At 62.9% G+C, this 16,547-nt stretch carries 16 protein-coding genes; 5 read left to right on the top strand and 11 right to left on the bottom strand.

The window, feature by feature from the left end:
- Positions 1-95 precede the first annotated feature (95 nt).
- Positions 96-923, bottom strand: a complete 828-nt coding sequence (gene phnX, locus KSS96_RS18220; protein ID WP_217855185.1) for a phosphonoacetaldehyde hydrolase — start codon at positions 921-923, stop codon at positions 96-98.
- A gap of 28 nt (positions 924-951) precedes the next feature.
- Positions 952-2,061, bottom strand: coding sequence for a 2-aminoethylphosphonate--pyruvate transaminase (locus KSS96_RS18215; protein ID WP_217855183.1), 1,110 nt, complete (start codon positions 2,059-2,061; stop codon positions 952-954).
- A gap of 110 nt (positions 2,062-2,171) precedes the next feature.
- Between KSS96_RS18215 and KSS96_RS18210 the strand changes: the two genes are divergently transcribed.
- Positions 2,172-3,029 carry a LysR substrate-binding domain-containing protein gene (locus KSS96_RS18210; RefSeq protein WP_217855181.1) on the top strand — a complete coding sequence of 286 codons (858 nt, stop codon included), beginning with the start codon at positions 2,172-2,174 and terminating at the stop codon, positions 3,027-3,029.
- A gap of 99 nt (positions 3,030-3,128) precedes the next feature.
- Positions 3,129-3,836, top strand: coding sequence for a YebC/PmpR family DNA-binding transcriptional regulator (locus KSS96_RS18205; protein WP_017527106.1), 708 nt, complete (start codon positions 3,129-3,131; stop codon positions 3,834-3,836).
- Positions 3,837-3,897: 61 nt separating this feature from the next.
- On the opposite strand, the gene KSS96_RS18200 is transcribed toward KSS96_RS18205, so the two are convergent.
- The 4 genes from KSS96_RS18200 to KSS96_RS18185 form a co-directional block, all read right to left on the bottom strand.
- The gene (locus KSS96_RS18200) at positions 3,898-5,199 is read right to left on the bottom strand and encodes a protein kinase (protein WP_065877769.1); all 1,302 of its coding nucleotides are present in this window, start codon (positions 5,197-5,199) and stop codon (positions 3,898-3,900) included.
- A 37-nt stretch (positions 5,200-5,236) separates the two neighbouring features.
- Positions 5,237-6,331, bottom strand: coding sequence for a cell division protein ZapE (gene zapE, locus KSS96_RS18195; RefSeq protein ID WP_217855179.1), 1,095 nt, complete (start codon positions 6,329-6,331; stop codon positions 5,237-5,239).
- Between the two features lie 83 nt (positions 6,332-6,414).
- Positions 6,415-7,152, bottom strand: a complete 738-nt coding sequence (locus KSS96_RS18190; RefSeq protein ID WP_017527109.1) for an anti-sigma factor family protein — start codon at positions 7,150-7,152, stop codon at positions 6,415-6,417.
- On the bottom strand, positions 7,149-7,655 hold the full coding sequence (locus tag KSS96_RS18185) for a sigma-70 family RNA polymerase sigma factor (RefSeq protein ID WP_065877491.1): 507 nt from the start codon (positions 7,653-7,655) through the stop codon (positions 7,149-7,151). Before KSS96_RS18185 ends, KSS96_RS18190 begins: the two co-directional genes overlap by 4 nt.
- A 170-nt stretch (positions 7,656-7,825) precedes the next feature.
- Between KSS96_RS18185 and KSS96_RS18180 the strand changes: the two genes are divergently transcribed.
- Both KSS96_RS18180 and KSS96_RS18175 read left to right on the top strand, forming a co-directional pair.
- Entirely contained in the window at positions 7,826-8,908 is a 1,083-nt protein-coding gene (locus KSS96_RS18180) for a catalase family peroxidase (RefSeq protein ID WP_017527111.1), read from the top strand.
- Entirely contained in the window at positions 8,905-9,444 is a 540-nt protein-coding gene (locus tag KSS96_RS18175) for a cytochrome b (RefSeq protein WP_017527112.1), read from the top strand. Before KSS96_RS18180 ends, KSS96_RS18175 begins: the two co-directional genes overlap by 4 nt.
- Before the next feature lie 15 nt (positions 9,445-9,459).
- Here the strand turns inward: KSS96_RS18175 and KSS96_RS18170 are convergent, their stop codons facing one another.
- Together KSS96_RS18170 and KSS96_RS18165 are read right to left on the bottom strand one after the other, a co-directional pair.
- Positions 9,460-10,611 carry a M14 family metallopeptidase gene (locus KSS96_RS18170; RefSeq protein WP_017527113.1) on the bottom strand — a complete coding sequence of 384 codons (1,152 nt, stop codon included), beginning with the start codon at positions 10,609-10,611 and terminating at the stop codon, positions 9,460-9,462.
- A gap of 462 nt (positions 10,612-11,073) precedes the next feature.
- The gene (locus KSS96_RS18165; protein ID WP_017527115.1) at positions 11,074-11,424 is read right to left on the bottom strand and encodes a DUF6124 family protein; all 351 of its coding nucleotides are present in this window, start codon (positions 11,422-11,424) and stop codon (positions 11,074-11,076) included.
- A 131-nt stretch (positions 11,425-11,555) separates the two neighbouring features.
- On the opposite strand from KSS96_RS18165, the gene KSS96_RS18160 reads away from it, so the two are divergent.
- Positions 11,556-12,191, top strand: a complete 636-nt coding sequence (locus KSS96_RS18160) for a LexA family protein (protein ID WP_065877490.1) — start codon at positions 11,556-11,558, stop codon at positions 12,189-12,191.
- On the opposite strand, the gene KSS96_RS18155 is transcribed toward KSS96_RS18160, so the two are convergent.
- Genes KSS96_RS18155 through KSS96_RS18145 form a run of 3 tightly spaced genes read right to left on the bottom strand, consistent with a single transcriptional unit; the run spans position 12,188 to position 16,539 of the window.
- Entirely contained in the window at positions 12,188-14,113 is a 1,926-nt protein-coding gene (locus tag KSS96_RS18155) for an acetyl/propionyl/methylcrotonyl-CoA carboxylase subunit alpha (protein WP_065877488.1), read from the bottom strand. The genes KSS96_RS18160 and KSS96_RS18155 overlap by 4 nt on opposite strands.
- Positions 14,110-14,916, bottom strand: a complete 807-nt coding sequence (locus KSS96_RS18150; RefSeq protein WP_017527118.1) for a gamma-carboxygeranoyl-CoA hydratase — start codon at positions 14,914-14,916, stop codon at positions 14,110-14,112. Before KSS96_RS18150 ends, KSS96_RS18155 begins: the two co-directional genes overlap by 4 nt.
- A gap of 15 nt (positions 14,917-14,931) precedes the next feature.
- Positions 14,932-16,539 carry a carboxyl transferase domain-containing protein gene (locus KSS96_RS18145; protein ID WP_065877484.1) on the bottom strand — a complete coding sequence of 536 codons (1,608 nt, stop codon included), beginning with the start codon at positions 16,537-16,539 and terminating at the stop codon, positions 14,932-14,934.
- Positions 16,540-16,547: the final 8 nt, after the last annotated feature.

Raw genomic sequence — 16,547 nt, 5'->3', positions numbered from 1 at the left:
CAGGGCAAGCCTCCGTTCTTTGGCGACGGAGTACGGTTACTGTATGCCTGTTTTGAACGGATTACCCGGCGCGAATGCCGCACTATTGACCTCCATCAGCGGCCTTGCGGCATTTCACCGCGCGCCAGGCGCTGGTTGATATCGCTGATTACCGCCGGCAGGTCGGTAATGGTGTCGATCAGGTAGTGCGGGCGCGAGCCTTCGAACATCGCCTCGATGCGCTTGCGCTCGCCGGCCAGTGTGGCGTTGTCCAGGGCGCGAAATTGCTCATAGGTCAGGCCCAGCGCGTTGCCCGAGCAGGTCAGCGCCACGCTCCACATCCCGGCGCGGCGGCCTTCAAGGATGCCCGGCACGGTGTCGTCGACCTTCACACACGCCGCCACATCATCAACCCCCAGGGCAATCACGTTGGCCAGCGCCTGGGCCGGCCATGGGCGGCCGTTGGGTACTTCGTCGGTAGCCACTACATGGTCGGCGACGTAGCCATGGGTGGCGGCCAGGGCGACCACCTTGTCCATCACTTGCTTGGGGTAGCCGGAACACGAGCCGATCCTGATCCCTTGCCCGCGCAGATGCGCGAGGGTGTCGAGGGCGCCGGGGATCAGGGCCGAGTGCTCGGCAATTTTCTCGATCTGCAGGGGCATGAAACGCTGGTAGATGGCGGTCACGTCGTCGTCGGTGGGCGTACGGCCGAACGCCTTGCGGTAGCGCTCGGCGACCTGCGGCTGGTAGCAGAGGGTGCGGATATGGTCCCACTTGCCCATGCCCATCGGGCCACGGGCTTCTTCGATGGAGACTTGCACATCGAACTCGGCGAAGGCTTCGACAAAAATCTGGGTAGGCGCGAAGGAGCCGAAGTCGACCACGGTGCCGGCCCAGTCAAGGATCACGGCCTGGAGGGTGTTGGGGTTTTGATAGTTCATGGTTCAAATCCTGTGGGTAAGGGGGGAATCAAATGTCCAACACGTCCATTTCTTGCAGCACGTGGGCGATGGCCTTGACTGCCGCGCGCATGCCGGTGGCGTCGACGTGGCCGATGCAGCCGACGCGGAAGGTCTCAACCTGGGTCAGTTTGCCGGGGTACAAGATGAATCCCTTGGCCTTGACCCGTTCGTAGAAGTCCCTGAACTGGTAGCGCGGGTCTTTCGGGGCGTGGAAGGTCACGATAATCGGGGCCTGGATAGCGGCCGGGAGGAAGCTGCGCAGGCCGAGCCCGGCCATGCCCTCCAGCAGCGCCTGGCAGTTGTCGGCATAACGTTGATGGCGCGCGGGCAGGCCACCTTGCTCCTGGTATTGCAGCAACGCTTCGTGCAGGGCGGCGACCACGTGGGTTGGCGGGGTGAAGCGCCATTGGCCGGTCCTGGCCATGTAGGTGTATTGGTCGAACAGGTCCATCGCCAGGGAGTGGCAGTTGCCTTGGGCGGCGGCCAGTGCCTGCTTTTCGGCGAAGACGAAGCCCATGCCGGGCACGCCCTCCAGGCATTTGCCGGAGGCGGCGATCAGGGCGTCGAACGGCACTTGGCGGGCATCGATGGGCAGCGCGCCGAAGGAGCTCATGGCGTCGATGATCAGGCGCTTGCCGTGGTGCTTCACCACCTGGGCGATTTCCGGCAGCGGGTTGAGGATACCGGTGCTGGTTTCGCAGTGAATCAAGGCAACGTGGGTGATGCCCTCGTCGGCCTGCAACAGGCGCTCGACATCGGCGGCCGTCGTGGGCTCATCTTCAGCGGTTTCAAAGGTGCTGAAGTCGCGGCCCAACACTTCACAGATGTTCGCCAGGCGCTTGCCGTAGGCGCCGTTGATCAGCACCAGCACCTTGCCATTACGCGGGACCAGGGTGCCGATGGCGGCCTCGACGGCAAAGGTGCCGCTGCCCTGCAAGGGGACGCAGTGATGGCTGGCCGCGCCGTGGAGGATCGCCAGTAACCGGGCGCAGACGCTGGCGGTGAGTTGGTTGAAACCTTCATCCCATGAACCCCAGTCCACCAGCATCGCCCGGCGCGTGCGGTTCGCTGTGGTCAGGGGGCCAGGGGTGAGCAGGAGGGGCGCGGCAGGGGTCATCTCGTGTCCTCGTAAACAACGGTGTGAATCTACGGCGCCTAAATTGCAGTTTGGCTTGTTATCAATCAAATTGTTTGTTGTTATGCGAGCTATCAGTGAGGCCGATAGCTATGAACCTGTTCCAATTGCGCGCATTCGACGCGGTGGCCCGCGAGGGCAGCTTTACCCGTGCGGCGGCGCGGCTGTTTATCAGCCAGCCGGCGGTGACCGGGCATATCAAGGCCCTGGAGGAGTACTACCAGATTCCCCTGTTGCGTCGCACCGCCCGGCGGGTGGAGTTGACCGAGGAGGGCGCACGCCTGGCCGCGATCACCCGGGCGATCTTCGGCCTGGTGGACGAGGCGCAGACGCTGCTCGAAGCCAATCGGCAATTGTTCACCGGGCGCCTGGAAGTGGCGGCGGACGGCCCGCACCTGGTGATGCCGATGATCGCCAGCCTGCGCGCGCGTTACCCCGGCATCACCGTCAACCTGCGCTTGGGCAATGCCCAGGAAACCCTGGCCGCGTTGTTGTCCGAGCACGCGGATGTGGCGGTGCTCACCGAAGTGCAGGCGCGCAATGGCCTGCACTTGCAGCCCCTGGACGAATCACGCATCTGCGCCTTGGTGCCGGCCGGTCACCCCTGGGCGATGCAGGCCGAGGGCATTCGTCTCGAACAGCTCCATGAGGTGATCATGGTGCTGCGTGAACCCGGCTCCATTACCCGTCGCACCTTTGACGATGCCTGCCAGGCGGCCGGTGTGCAGCCTAGCGTGCTGCTGGAACTGGACAGCCGTGAAGCCGTGACCGAAGCCGTTGCGGCGCAACTGGGCGTGGGGGTCGTGTCGTCATTGGAGGTCAGCCCCGACCCCCGCGTGCAGGCGATTGCCCTTCAGGGCCATGGGCTGGTCAATCGACACCTGCTCGGTTGTTTGGAGCGGCGGCGCTCATTGCGCTTGATCCAGGCGTTTTTCGACTTGGCGCCCTGAGGGTTTTTTGGTGGAACGATGCGTTCTCGCGCTATAAACTCTGCCCCCAAAGCGCCGGCCAGTAGACGTCTCGGCGCTATGGAAATCAGAGAGTGAGTCATGGGCGCACAGTGGAAAGTCAAACATAAAGAAGCGGCATCCAATGCCAAGGGCAAGATCTTCGGCAAGCTGGTGAAAGAAATCACCATCGCCGCCCGCAACGGTGCCGACACCGCGACCAACGCCCACCTGCGTCTGGTAGTGGAGCAGGCCAAAAAAGCCTCGATGCCTAAAGAAACCCTGGAACGCGCGATCAAGAAGGGCGCCGGTCTGCTCGGTGAGACCGTGCAGTACCACCGCGTGACCTACGAAGGGTTTGCCCCGCACCAGGTGCCGCTGATCGTCGAATGCGTGACCGATAACATCAACCGTACCGTGGCCGAAATCCGCGTGGCGTTCCGCAAGGGCCAATTAGGGGCTTCGGGCTCAGTGGCCTGGGACTTCAACCACGTCGGCTTGATCGAAGCTTCCCCGGACAGCCCGGACGCCGATCCGGAAATGGCCGCTATCGAAGCCGGCGCCCAGGATTTTGAAGAGGGCGAGGAAGCGGGTACGACCCTGTTTATCACCGAGACCACCGACCTGGATGCGGTACAGAAAGCACTGCCGGAGCAGGGTTTTACCGTGCTGTCGGCCAAGCTGGGCTACCTCTCGAAAAACCCGGTGAGCGGTTTGACCGATGAGCAGATGGCTGAAGTCGAGGCGTTCCTCGAAGGCCTGGACAATCATGACGACGTGCAGGACATGTTTGTCGGTTTGGCGGGCTGATTCTTATCTGGATGCATGGGGGCAAAATGTGGGAGGGAGCAAGCCCCCTCCCACATTGGTTTCAGGGGTGTTGGATAGATTTGAGCAAGACCTCTACCTCTTCAAAGCTTGGTCGCGCCAACACATCCGACTGACAGCAGGTTCTATGCAGTTCCAGCAGTTCGTCGCTCGCTCCCCCCTCAACCCGCGCCAGCAACTCCCCCAGCAACACCCCGAACGCCCGCACTTCAATCCGCTGCAACGCCCACGTTTCGAGAGTGTCCGCCGTGGCATGGAACGACGCCGCGCCAAAATCCCCGAGCAGACAACTCCCCGCGTCATTCCACAGAATATTGTGGCCGTACAGGTCGCCATGGGTGATGCCGTGGCGGTGCAAATGCGTGGCCACCGAAGCGATGCCCCGGGCCATGCGCAGGGCCACTGCGGCACTGAAGCGAGTATCGGCGGCGTACACGTCGCGGGTACATGAGGCCAGGCTCGGCAGGCTCGCGAGGTTGCGGTAGCTCGGGTCGATCAGGTCCATTACCAGTGCGGCCTGTTGGTCGGGATGGCCGACCACGCGGCCTTGCACCTTGATCAGGTTGGGGTGCAGCCCGGCGGCGATGCACGCCTGCATTTCGTGCAGCGGCGAGCCGTCGCTGGTGATGGTGCCTTTGTAGAGCTTGACGGCGACAGGTGTGCCTGTGGGTTTGCGCAGCGCTTGGCGAATCACTCCCGATGCTCCTTCGCCCAGCACCTCGCCCAGTTCCAGCTCTGCCCAGGGAATAGTCGGCGTGGCGTCGTCGGTAACCACCTTCACCGCCATTTCTACCGGGTTACCGGCATAGGCCAGCCAGGTCAGGCTTGGCAGCGTCAGCAGCCACTCGGGCAGGCGGGTGAAGCGGTTGGAGGCAATGCGCAGCAGTTCGAGGTGGTGACAGTTGGCCAGGCTGTCCGGCAGCTCTGCCAGGTGGTTGCCGGCCAGCATCAGCTTTTGCAGGTGGGGGCGCTCGCCCAATTCGCGGGGCAATTGGCTGATGCGGTTGTCGGTGAGGATCAGCCAGCGCAGCAAGGGCGGCAGCGCGGCGGCGGGGACGTGGCTGATGCGGTTGGCCTTGAAGCCGATCATGCTCAGTTGCGCGCACTGGCCCAGGCATTCGGGCAGCTCGGTGAAGGCGTTGTCCGAGCAAAACAGCACACGCAGGTGCGGCAGGCGGTGCAGGTCGTCGGGCAACTGGCTAAGGGCGTTACCGCTGAGGTTGAGGATTTGTAGGGAATCGGCCAGTTCGAAGATTTCCCGGGGGAACTCGGTAAGCCCGCAAGACAGGTCCAGGCGCGTAATGCCGGCCAGTTGGCCGGCCTTGAGTTGGGCGAGGGTATGCATGAACGGCGCGGTCACTCGGCTAGGGGGTAAAGGGCGTTCATGATACCGGGTCGGGCAGCGGTTGCGGGCTGGCCTGTTGCAATTGGTTCAGGCGGCTGGCGGTACGGGCGAGGTCGATGGCCTGGCCGCTCAGCGCCTGTGCCAGCGGTTGGTCGCCGATCAACACCACATGCTTGTCCTTGTCGTAGAGCACGTCCACCAGGTTGATAAAGCGCTGCTGCACGGCGATCGGGCAGTGCGCCAGAGGCGGCAGGCCGTCGATGATCCAGTGGTCGAAAGCCTCGCACAACAGCAGATAGTCCATCACCGCGGTCAATTGTTCGCAGAGGTCGTTGAAGGTGAACGCGACAGTGCGCGCCTGATGAAAGCGGCAGATCAGCTGCCGGTTTCCGACCGCCAGGGGGTGCGCCGGGCCATCCGTGGCGGGCAGCCCGAGCGCTGCACGCTGGGCCGCGGTGCCTGGCCACAGGTAGTGCCCGGTGGTAAAGCGCTGCGTGGCATGGGCCTGGGGCAGGCTGCGAAAATCCTTGGGTGAATTGACCTCCAGCACGTCCATGCGCGCGGCGATCAAGTCGATCACCGGCTTGAAACGCTCGTGATACAGCGGGTTGGGCAACAGGCCTTCGGGCGGATAGTTGGAGGTGACCAGTACCAGCACACCCCGCTCGAACAGGGCTTTGAACAGCCGCGTGATCAGCATGGCGTCGCCGATGTCGTGGACGTGGAACTCGTCGAAACACAGCACCCGGCAGCCGGCGAGCAGTGTGTCGAGGGTCACGCCCAGTGCGTCGTCCGCGGCTTGGTGCGCGAACATGCCCAGGTGCAAGCGAGCGAAAAAACCATGAAAGTGCACGCGTTGTTTCTCGGCGATGGGCAGCGCCTCGAAAAAACCATCCAGCAGCCAGCTTTTGCCACGCCCCACCGGGCCGTGCAGGTACAGGCTGCGGGTGGGCTGGTTGGCGAGCAGGTGTCGGGTTTCGCGGGCCATGGCGGCGATCGCCTGGGCCTGGCCCGCGCTGAGGGTATACCCCTGCTGTCGGGCCTTGTTCTGAAAGAACGTCTGGATGGGCGAGTGTTTGTGGCTGTCGGAAGGTTTACCGAGCCAGCGACGGATCAACGAAAGCACGGCCAATGCGAGTCACTCTGTAGTGCGGTGGTCGCTCACTTTAGGACGCTCGCGGTGATTTGACCAATACAGAAGGCGCCTGCGTTCGCCTAGAACTGCAACACATGCGTGGGCGCCAGATCCGCCGGGCTGACCACCGCATAGTTGTAGCCGGCGCCGGACCAGTATTGCGCTTGCAGCCCGTTTGCCGTGCGGCTGCCGTGGGGCAGGAAGCCATTGTTCGGACCCGGTGGGCGAATGTAAAAGCTGATGCGCCGACCTTGTGGGTCTTCGTATAGCACCATGGCAGCCGTGCCTTGCTCGGTGTTGAGTAGCCGCCCGCTGACCGGTTTGAACCCCGATGGGCTCAAATCCGGCAGGCGATGGGCCTGGTTGAAATAGCGGTCGAGCCACGCCTGCATGGTGCCGCTGTCCTGGGCACGGTAATCGGCGGGCAGGACACCGTCCTGGGCAAACAGGCGGAATGCTTGCATCGCGTCGGCCATCGGTAGCATCGACGGTTGAGTGGCTTCGCGGGCGTGCCAGCCGCCGAGGCCGCCGAGGCTCACGGCGATCAACAGCACGGCGGCCGTCGCAAGGTGGCGGCGCGATTGGAGCCTGATGCGCCGACGAATCAGCGCCGGGTCCAGGTCGGGGTTGGCCGGCAGTTGCAGGGTGCCGCTCAATGAGGCACGCAGCACGTGCGCGTCCTGCTGCCAGGCATGTACCTGGGCGGCGGCGTCGGGGTGGGCGGCGAGCCAGGTTTCGAGGACTCGGCGATCACTTTCCGGCAGTTGGTGATCGACGTAGGCATGCAGGTCGCGTTCGCTGGGGGGCAGGCTGATCATTTGAGTATCCGCAGGGAAGGGCTGGCAATTTCACCATCGCTGAGTTGCCGCAGGGCTTGGCGGGCGCGTGACAGGCGTGACATCACGGTGCCAAGCGGCACATCGAGTATTTCGGCGACTTCCTTGTAGCTCAAGCCTTCGACCGATACCCACAGCAACAACGCGCGCTGTTCGGTGTTGAGTTGATCGAACGCTTGCAGGGTCGACTGGGCGATCACCGTACGCTCGACGGATGGCTGCACATCCTCGCGGCCGGTGAAAAACGCCAGCATGCGCGCATAGCGCCGGGTGCGGCGGTGGGCATCGAGGAACTGGCGATAGAGGATCGAGAACAGCCATGCACGCAGGTCGCCTTCGATGCGCTTGTCGGCCCAGCGGGTAATCGCCCGTTCCAGGGTCGATTGCACCAGGTCGTCGGCGCTGCTGGCGTTACGGGTCAGGGACACGGCAAAACGCCGCAGCCTGGGGATGAGTTCACGTAACGGTTCGTCGAGTTCATGCATGGGATGTCTGGCTGGTCACTGCGCTGGGACTAGAGAGACGCCCGGCGCTGGCGGTTATTCCGGGCCACGGAAAATAAATCCGCGGCGAGGGAATAGGGTGGATCGGCGTTCGTCTCAATGCTCCGACCTTATGTTTGACCCCCTAAGGCCTTTGGCCCTGGAGTTTGTTCATGGTAGATCACTCATCACCGCCCCGTCCCCCGTTGAGTACGGCGAGCCTGATCGCGCGCCTTGCCGGTATCGGCGCCGTGGTTGCCGTTGTTGCGGGGGCATTTGCCTACGTCAATGGCACGCTCGACCCACAACGGCTGCGTCCGAAAACCTTGGTCAACGCCTTGGAAACCAATAATGGCGTGCACGCAGGCTTTCGGCGTAACCATGCCAAGGGCGTGTGCGTGGCCGGGTATTTCGAGAGCAGCGCCCAAGCCCGCGCGTATTCCAGCGCACAGCTGTTCAGCGACGCCAGGACCCCGCTGATCGGCCGGTTTGCCTTGCCCAGCGGTAACCCCTATGCGCCGGACAGCAGTGTGCCAATCCGCAGTTTTGCCGTGCAATTGAGCCAGGCCAACGGCCAGCAATGGCGCACGGGAATGAACAGCATGCCGGTGTTCCCCGTGGGCACTCCCGAGGCGTTTTACCAGTTGCTCAAGGCTGGCGCGCCGGACCCGGCCACCGGCAAGCCGAACCCGGCAAATATGCCGGCGTTTTTTGCCGCGCATCCGGAGGCCGCGCCATTTTTGGCGTGGGTCAAGACCGCCAAGCCCTCGGCCAGCTATGCCACCGAAACCTATAACGGCATCAACGCGTTTTACCTGGTGAGCGCCGAGGGCAAGCGTCAGGCCGTACGTTGGAGCGTAGTGCCCCAACACGAGGATGCCGAGGGCGAGACCGCACCGGCCGGCGCTGACTTCCTCGAAAAAGACCTGGTGCAACGTCTGGCTGCCGGCCCGTTGCGTTGGCAGTTGAACATGACCCTGGCCAACCCCGGCGACCCGCTGGACGATGCGAGTAAGCCCTGGGCCGGTGAGCATAAGGTCTTGAACGCCGGCACCCTGGTGCTGCAAAGCAGCCAGCCCCAGGCGGAGGGCGATTGTCGCGACATCAACTTCGACCCGCTGGTTCTGCCCAGCGGCATCGAAGCCTCCAATGACCCGCTGCTGGCCGCGCGTTCGGCGGCGTATGCCAGCTCGTACCTGCGCCGTGCCGGTGAAGTCAGCCCGTTGCACAGCGCCCCCAAGGAGTCGAAACCATGAATGCACAACCGCGCTTTTTCGCGCCTTTGGCGCGCCTGCTGCATTGGCTGATGGCGTTGCTGATCATTGCCATGCTGTTTATCGGGGCAGGGCTGGCGGCGTCGGTGTCGCAGCGGCATGAATGGTTGATTCACCTGCATAAACCCTTGGGGATTGCGATCCTGGCACTGGTGATTGTGCGCCTGGTGGTGCGCTTTTCTACGCGCCAACCGCCATTGCCCGCCGACTTGCCGCGTTGGCAAGTGCTGGCGGCCAAGGCGTCTCATCTGCTCTTGTATGCCTTGATGCTGGTGTTGCCGTTGTTGGGCTGGGCGATGATTTCGGCGGCGGGCGACCCGGTGATGCTCGGCAGTTCGGTACGGTTGCCGGCGTTGGTGGCGGCGGATGCGCCATTGTTTGCGCTGTTGCGCAAGGCCCATGGGTATTTGGCCTACCTGCTGTTCCTGACGGTGCTGCTGCACTTGGCGGCGGCGCTGTTCCATGGCTGGGTTCGGCGTGATGGTGTGCTGCAGAGCATGACCGGCACCAAGGGCTGATGCCGGGGGCAGGGGTTAGCGCAGGGCTGTGACGATATCGGCCACGGTGCTCAGCACATCCTTGCCCAATTGCTTGGACCGTTCACCTGACCAGCCGGTTTTTGGGTTGGGGGCGTCATTGTTGTCCTTGAAGGGCATTTCCAGGGTCAGGGACAGGCAATCGTATCGCTCGCCGACCGCATTGCAGGCCAGGGTCATATTGGCTTGGCCTGGCTGGTCGCGGGTGTAACCGTGGGTGGTCTGGAAGTCGCGGGTCAAGGCGCTCAAGTGGCGGCGGAAGTGTTTTTCCAAGGTCTCGATACGCGGGGTGTAGCCCGGGTTGCCTTCGCAAGCGGCGGTGAACACATAGGGGATTTCTTCGTCGCCGTGGATATCGAGGAACAGATCGACACCGTACTTCTCCATTTGCTGCTGCACAAACAGCACTTCCGGGCTGTTCTCCTGGCTGGCGCTTTGCCAGGCGCGGTTGAGGTCCTGGCCGGCGGCATTGGTGCGCAGATGGCCATGGAAGGCCCCGTCTGGGTTCATATTGGGCACCAGGTACAGGTCGGCCACCTTCAGGAGCTTTTTCACCTCGGCATCGCCGTCTTGTTGCAGACGCTCGATGATGCCTTCCATAAACCATTGCGCCATGTGCTCGCCAGGGTGCTGCTGGGCGATGATCCAGACCTTGCGTCGGCCCTCGCCGCCTTTGCCACGGCGAAGCAGTTGGATGTCGCGCCCCTCGACACTTTTGCCCGTGGCCAACAGCTTAGTGCCGGCGTATTTCAATGCCTGCTCGATCAGCCAGGCGTGGCGTTCGCGGCTGTAGGGTTCGAAATAAGCGAACCAGGCGTGTTTCTCGCGGGTTTCCAGGCTGATGTGCAGGATTTCTCCATCAAAGCGCGTAGGCACTCGGAACCAGTTGACATGGTCATAGGACGCCACGGCGTTGTAGCCGCTCCAGGCATGCTTGTAGGAAGACTTGCCCGCGTTGCTCAGGCGGAACGTGTGGGTGTGGCCCACATGCATGCCTTCGGCCTTGAAATGAAACCATTGGAAATGCTGGCTGCGAGTATCGGGTTTGATTGCCAGCAGCAACTGATAGGCATCACTGGCGTCGAGCACCTGGATGTTGCCACTGTCGAAGTTGGTGCTGATCTTGATGGAGGTCAAGGCCACGGTCATAGTCTGGTTGCCTGAATATGAGTGTTGTGGCGGCTATATTACACAGGAGTCCGGTAAAGCCCGGATGCAAAATTGTTGCGAGGAGGGGGCGTCGTCCATGACGCGGCCGCAGCTTAGAATTTATGAGATTGATTCTCAAGCGCTATTTCGCAGAGATACGAGCCGGAGCGCTACGCTGGCTTTCATTAGGCGATGGTCTTTTGCTACCATGCGCGCCATCAAGCAGCACACAGTCTTCATTAGCCTGAAGCCATGCCAGGGAAACTGGCAAAAAAAAGACCCGGCCAAAGAGCCGGGTCAAAAACCGTGATTAGCCTGATGAGGAGATATTCCAAGAGTCCGACCTAAGGTCCCTTGGACTATCGACTGATCTCGCGATCAGCTGAGCCCAATAATAATCATTATCATTTGCAAGTCAAATGTTTTTATCCGTGGGATAGAAATATTTTTCCTTCGGGCCTTCTATACGTTCGCTTGAGCCTCTGTCGCCTGCAACGAGCGCTCCAGCATCGCCTTCGCCATATCAATCAAATACACCACTGAAAACGCCAGGTCGCGGTGATTGCCTTGATGGCTGCTTGCTGACTCGTAGGCTGTTGCCGCCGCACTGCGCAGCAGGTCGGAGGCGTAGACCAGCGCCTCCTCCTGGCTGATGCCAGGCTTGATGGCAAACATGGCCTCGTCCGGGGCGGGTGCCGACATTTTTTCTTTCAAATAAAAGTCCAGCGCGCGCTGGGCAGCACCGCTGCCACGCAGGTCGTGCGCGTCATTGTTTTCGGTTGGTTCGGGCAGGAGGTACGGGCTCGTCGTCATAAGGGGCGGTACTCTGGGTGGGTGTCGAAAACCTTATGCCTGATGATAGTACGTGTCGTATTAATGTCGTTTCGTGGATTACTACAAACTGTTTATTGCCCTGAAAAATACCTGACGTATTGTCTGGCCCCATGGATAACTGGATAGCGTTGGTCAAGGCCAACATGAAAGACCGCAAGGTCACGCAGGGTGAGCTGGCTGAACGCTTGGGCATGTCCCAGGGCGGCGTCGGCCATTGGCTCAACAAACGCCGCGTGCCGAGCCTGGCGGACATGAACCGGGTGCTCGAAGAACTGGGCCTGGGTTACCTGGAAGTGGTGCAGGAAGTCCGCGAAAAGGCCCGCGACGCACCAGCCCTGTCAACACAGTACAACCCGTATTTTCGTTACCCGGTCAACGACTGGAGTGGCCTGTGCGAAGTCCGCGAAGAACGCCAGGCCTACGGCGCCGCGCGTTTCGAAACGACCGACTACCATGCGCGAGGCGACGCCTTCTGGCTGCCGGTTACAGGCGATGCCATGACCGCACCCAGCGGCCTGAGCATCGCTGCGGGCATGATGATCCTGGTGGATCCGGCCCTTAGCGCCGAGCCCGGCAATTTGGTGGTCGCCCAATGGGCTGACCGGCCTCACGCGACGTTCCGCCAGCTACTGGAAGAAAGCGGCCAGCGCTACCTGGTGCCGCTCAACCCCACTTATCCGAAACAGCTGTTTGACGCCGATTGCCGCATCCTTGGCGTCGTGGTGCAGGCCACCGCGAAGTTCTAGCCGACTGTTTCGAGCTCCACCAGTGCGCACCCCTCGGCAACCATTTCGCCCTCCTGGCAGAACAGCGCCTTGACCACCCCCGCCTGGGGCGCGCGGATGCTGTGCTCCATTTTCATTGCCTCCAATACCACCAGTTGCGCGCCGGCTTCGACCGCTTGGCCAATGTCCACCAGCACCCGTACGATGCTGCCGTTCATTGGCGCCGTGAGGCCTCCCTGGTGAGACTGGCTGGCCTCCACCGCTGCAATCGGGTCGAACAGGCTGACGCACTGCATCTCGCCATCCCAACGCAAAAACACCGCCCCCGCGCGACGCACCGCCAAGTGTGAACGGCGCACGCCCTGACGCTCGATCAGCAACTGTTCGCCCTGCAACTGCGCAGCATCTGCCGCCAACGTCACCAACCGATCCTGCCCGTTGCAGCTCAGGTGCAACGACACCTCGGCGGGCAAACCGGCACGAAAACCACGTCTATCCGCCCACGGCCCTTCAGCCACGGGCAAGCTCTGCATAAAGGCCGCGCCCGCCGCCTGCCAGAACTCATCGCTCAATTCACCGGGTGGCGGTAGCAACTCATCCTGATAACGTGGAATAAACCCGGTATCCAACTGCGCGGTTGCAAACGCCGGGTGCCCGATGATGCGCCGCAGGAACCCCAGGTTGGTCTTCAGCCCGCCGACGGCAAATTCATCGAGCATACTCAGCAAGCGCAGGCGTGCCTGTTCACGGTCCTCGCCCCAGGCAATCAGCTTGCCGAGCATCGGGTCGTAAAAGGGCGATACGCTGTCACCTTGCTCGACACCGCTGTCTACCCGGCGGCCCGCACCGGGTGCCGATTCGCGATACAGCGCCAGATGCCCGGTGGCGGGCAGGAAGTCATGGGTCGGATCTTCGGCATACAAGCGCACTTCAATCGCGTGGCCGATCAGCGGCACTTGTTCCTGGGTGAGCGGCAGCGCTTCGCCCTGGGCCACGCGAATCTGCCAGGCTACCAGGTCCAGGCCGGTAATCGCCTCGGTCACCGGGTGCTCCACCTGCAACCGCGTGTTCATTTCCATGAAAAAGAACTCGCCGCGTGCGTCCAGCAAGAACTCCACCGTGCCGGCGCCTACGTAGCCAATAGCCTGGGCCGCCCGTACGGCGGCTTCGCCCATGGCCCGGCGTTGTTCAACGCTCAACCCCGGTGCCGGTGCTTCTTCGACGACTTTTTGATGGCGACGTTGGATCGAGCAATCCCGCTCGTTGAGGTACAGGCAATGCCCGTGTTGATCGGCAAATACCTGGATCTCCACATGGCGTGGCTTGAGCAGGTATTTCTCCACCAGCATCTGCCCATTGCCAAAGGACGACAGGGCTTCACGCTGGGCCGAGGCCAGGGCTTCGGCGAGTTGGTCGACGTGCTCGACCACCTTCATGCCCTTGCCGCCGCCACCGGCTGTGGCCTTGAGCAGTACCGGGTAACCGATGCGTGCGCAGGCTTCGCGGAAAGTCTCCAGGTCCTGGGCTTCGCCGTGATAACCCGGTACCAGTGGCACGCCGGCGGTCTCCATCAGCGCCTTGGCGGCGGATTTGCTGCCCATGGCGTCGATGGCCGAGGCGGGTGGGCCGAGGAAGATCAGGCCCGCGGCTTCAATCGCGCGGGCAAAGGCGGCGTTTTCGGACAGGAAGCCGTAGCCCGGATGAATCGCCTGGGCCCCGCTGGCCTGGGCGGCGGCGATGAGCTTGTCGATTTGCAGGTAGCTCTCCGTGGCCTTGCTGCCGCCCAGGTCGACGCGGACATCAGCCTCGCGGCTGTGTCGCGCGTCGCGGTCGATGGCGCTGTGCACGGCGACCGTGGTCAAGCCCATGGCCTTGGCGGTACGCATCACCCGGCAGGCGATTTCGCCACGGTTCGCCACCAGTAAGGTGGTCAACGTGCTCATGAGCGCGGCTCCTGCGGTTGCCAACTGGGCGCACGTTTTTGCAGGAAGGCTCTCAAGCCTTCCTGGCCTTCGGCGCTGACGCGAATCCGTGCGATGGCATTTTCGCAATAGCGACGCAGGGCAGGGGTGAGGGCGCCGTTACCCACTTCACGCAGTAAGTCTTTGCTGGCGCGCATCGCGGCGGGGCTGTTGTGCAGCAGGTTGGCGATCCACTGTTCCACGTGCGTGTCCAGCTCGCCCGCCGGATAGCTTTCCGCGAGCAGGCCGATGTCCCGCGCACGCTGGCCGCCAAAGCGTTCGGCGGTAAGGGCATAGCGCCGCGCCGCACGCTCGCCGATGGCCTGCACCACGAAGGGACTGATCACCGCCGGTGCCAGGCCGATACGCACTTCCGACAGACAGAACTGCGCGTCGTCGGCGCCGATGGCCATGTCGCAGCAACTGATCAAGCCCAGCGCGCCACCATAAGCCGCCCCTTGCACCACCGCCAGGGTAGGGATTTTCAGCTTGGCCAGGTTGTACATCAGCTCGGCCAGTTCGCGCGCGTCGTCGAGGTTGGTGTGGTAATCCAGCTCGGCCGACTGCTGCATCCAGGCCAGGTCGGCGCCGGCGCTGAAGTGCTTGCCGCGCCCGCGCAGCACCAGGAAACGCAGGGAGGCATCGCCTTGCACGTGGTCGAGGGCGATGATCAGTTCGCGGATCATTTCGGCGTTGAACGCGTTGTTCTTGGCTTCACGACTGAGCCACAGCGTGGCAAAACCACGGCGGTCGGTGATCAGTTCGAGGGTGTTGAAATCGCTCATGGGGTACAGCTCCAGTTACATGCGGAACACGCCGAAGCGGCTCGGCTCGATGGGGGCGTTCAGCGCGGCGCAGAGGGCCAGGGCCAGCACATCGCGGGTCTGCAACGGGTCGATCACGCCGTCATCCCATAGGCGCGCGCTGGAATAGTAGGGGTGACCCTGGGTTTCATACTGGTCGAGGATCGGCTGTTTGATCGCCGCTTCCTCCTCGGCACTGAAGGGGTTACCGGCCCGCTCGGCCTGCTCACGCTTGACCTGCACCAGCACCCCGGCGGCCTGCTCGGCGCCCATCACACCAATGCGCGCGTTGGGCCACATCCACAAAAAACGCGGGTCGTAGGCGCGGCCGCACATGCCGTAGTTACCGGCGCCAAAGCTGCCGCCGATGATCACGGTGAATTTCGGCACCTTGGCGCAAGCCACGGCAGTGACCAGTTTGGCGCCATGCTTGGCGATGCCGCCGGCTTCGTATTTTTGCCCGACCATAAAACCGGTGATGTTCTGCAGGAACAGCAGCGGGATTCCGCGTTGGCAGGCCAGTTCGATAAAGTGCGCGCCCTTTTGCGCCGCTTCGGCGAACAGAATCCCGTTGTTGGCCAGGATTGCAATCGGGTAGCCGTGCAGGTGCGCAAAACCGCACACCAAGGTGGTGCCGAACAGCGCCTTGAACTCATCGAACACCGAACCGTCCACCAGCCGCGCGATTACTTCGCGCACGTCGAACGGCTGCTTGGCATCGGCCGGGATCACGCCATACAACTCTTCGCCGCTGTACAGCGGCGCCATCGGCACGCGCTGGGCCAATTGGCCGTGCTTGCGCCAGTTGAGGTTGGCCACGCTGCGCCGGGCCAGGGCCAGGGCGTGTTCGTCGCTGTCGGCATAGTGGTCGGCCACGCCGGAGACCTTGCAGTGCACATCGGCACCGCCAAGGTCTTCGGCGCTGACCACTTCACCGGTGGCGGCTTTCACCAGCGGCGGGCCGGCGAGGAAGATGGTGGCCTGGTGGCGCACCATAATCGCTTCGTCGGCCATGGCCGGTACATACGCGCCACCGGCGGTGCATGAGCCCATCACCACGGCGATCTGCGGGATGCCCTGGGCACTCATGTTGGCCTGATTGAAGAAGATGCGCCCGAAGTGTTCTCGGTCGGGGAACACTTCGTCCTGACGCGGCAGGTTGGCGCCGCCGGAGTCCACCAGGTAGATGCACGGCAGGCGGTTCTGCTCGGCGATGGCTTGGGCGCGCAGATGTTTTTTCACCGTGAGTGGGTAGTACGAGCCGCCTTTCACCGTGGCGTCGTTGGCGACGATCATGCATTCGACGCCCTCCACGCGGCCGATCCCGGCGATCACCCCGGCGGCGGGCACATCCTCGCCATACACTTGGTGAGCGGCCAATTGGCTGAGTTCCAGAAACGGCGAGCCGGGGTCCAGCAGGCGGTTGATGCGCTCGCGCGGCAGCAGCTTGCCCCGTGAGGTATGCCGCTCCTGAGCCTTGGCGCCGCCGCCTTGCTGCACGTGGGCGAGCAAGGTGTGCAGGGCGTCGACCTGTTGGCGCATTGCCGCGCTGTTGGCGGCGAATTCCGCCGAGCGCGGGTTGAGTTGGGTGTGCAGGGTGGCCATGGCGCGTT

Source organism: Pseudomonas asgharzadehiana (genome assembly GCF_019139815.1).
GTDB lineage: Bacteria > Pseudomonadota > Gammaproteobacteria > Pseudomonadales > Pseudomonadaceae > Aquipseudomonas > Aquipseudomonas asgharzadehiana.
Note: the sequence above shows the minus strand (reverse complement) of the source record. Positions and strands in the feature narration are given on the sequence as shown.

Excerpts from the sequence above, each read along its gene's own strand:
- KSS96_RS18150 (WP_017527118.1), bottom strand. The coding sequence starts at position 14,916 with ATGAGCGATTTCAACACCCTCGAACTGATCACCGACCGCCGTGGTTTT.
- phnX (WP_217855185.1), bottom strand. The coding sequence starts at position 923 with ATGAACTATCAAAACCCCAACACCCTCCAGGCCGTGATCCTTGACTGG.
- KSS96_RS18215 (WP_217855183.1), bottom strand. The coding sequence starts at position 2,061 with ATGACCCCTGCCGCGCCCCTCCTGCTCACCCCTGGCCCCCTGACCACA.
- KSS96_RS18180 (WP_017527111.1), top strand. The coding sequence starts at position 7,826 with ATGGTAGATCACTCATCACCGCCCCGTCCCCCGTTGAGTACGGCGAGC.
- KSS96_RS18210 (WP_217855181.1), top strand. The coding sequence starts at position 2,172 with ATGAACCTGTTCCAATTGCGCGCATTCGACGCGGTGGCCCGCGAGGGC.
- KSS96_RS18205 (WP_017527106.1), top strand. The coding sequence starts at position 3,129 with ATGGGCGCACAGTGGAAAGTCAAACATAAAGAAGCGGCATCCAATGCC.
- KSS96_RS18160 (WP_065877490.1), top strand. The coding sequence starts at position 11,556 with ATGGATAACTGGATAGCGTTGGTCAAGGCCAACATGAAAGACCGCAAG.
- KSS96_RS18185 (WP_065877491.1), bottom strand. The coding sequence starts at position 7,655 with ATGCATGAACTCGACGAACCGTTACGTGAACTCATCCCCAGGCTGCGG.
- KSS96_RS18155 (WP_065877488.1), bottom strand. The coding sequence starts at position 14,113 with ATGAGCACGTTGACCACCTTACTGGTGGCGAACCGTGGCGAAATCGCC.
- KSS96_RS18145 (WP_065877484.1), bottom strand. The coding sequence starts at position 16,539 with ATGGCCACCCTGCACACCCAACTCAACCCGCGCTCGGCGGAATTCGCC.
- KSS96_RS18190 (WP_017527109.1), bottom strand. The coding sequence starts at position 7,152 with ATGATCAGCCTGCCCCCCAGCGAACGCGACCTGCATGCCTACGTCGAT.
- KSS96_RS18175 (WP_017527112.1), top strand. The coding sequence starts at position 8,905 with ATGAATGCACAACCGCGCTTTTTCGCGCCTTTGGCGCGCCTGCTGCAT.
- KSS96_RS18170 (WP_017527113.1), bottom strand. The coding sequence starts at position 10,611 with ATGACCGTGGCCTTGACCTCCATCAAGATCAGCACCAACTTCGACAGT.
- KSS96_RS18165 (WP_017527115.1), bottom strand. The coding sequence starts at position 11,424 with ATGACGACGAGCCCGTACCTCCTGCCCGAACCAACCGAAAACAATGAC.
- KSS96_RS18200 (WP_065877769.1), bottom strand. The coding sequence starts at position 5,199 with ATGCATACCCTCGCCCAACTCAAGGCCGGCCAACTGGCCGGCATTACG.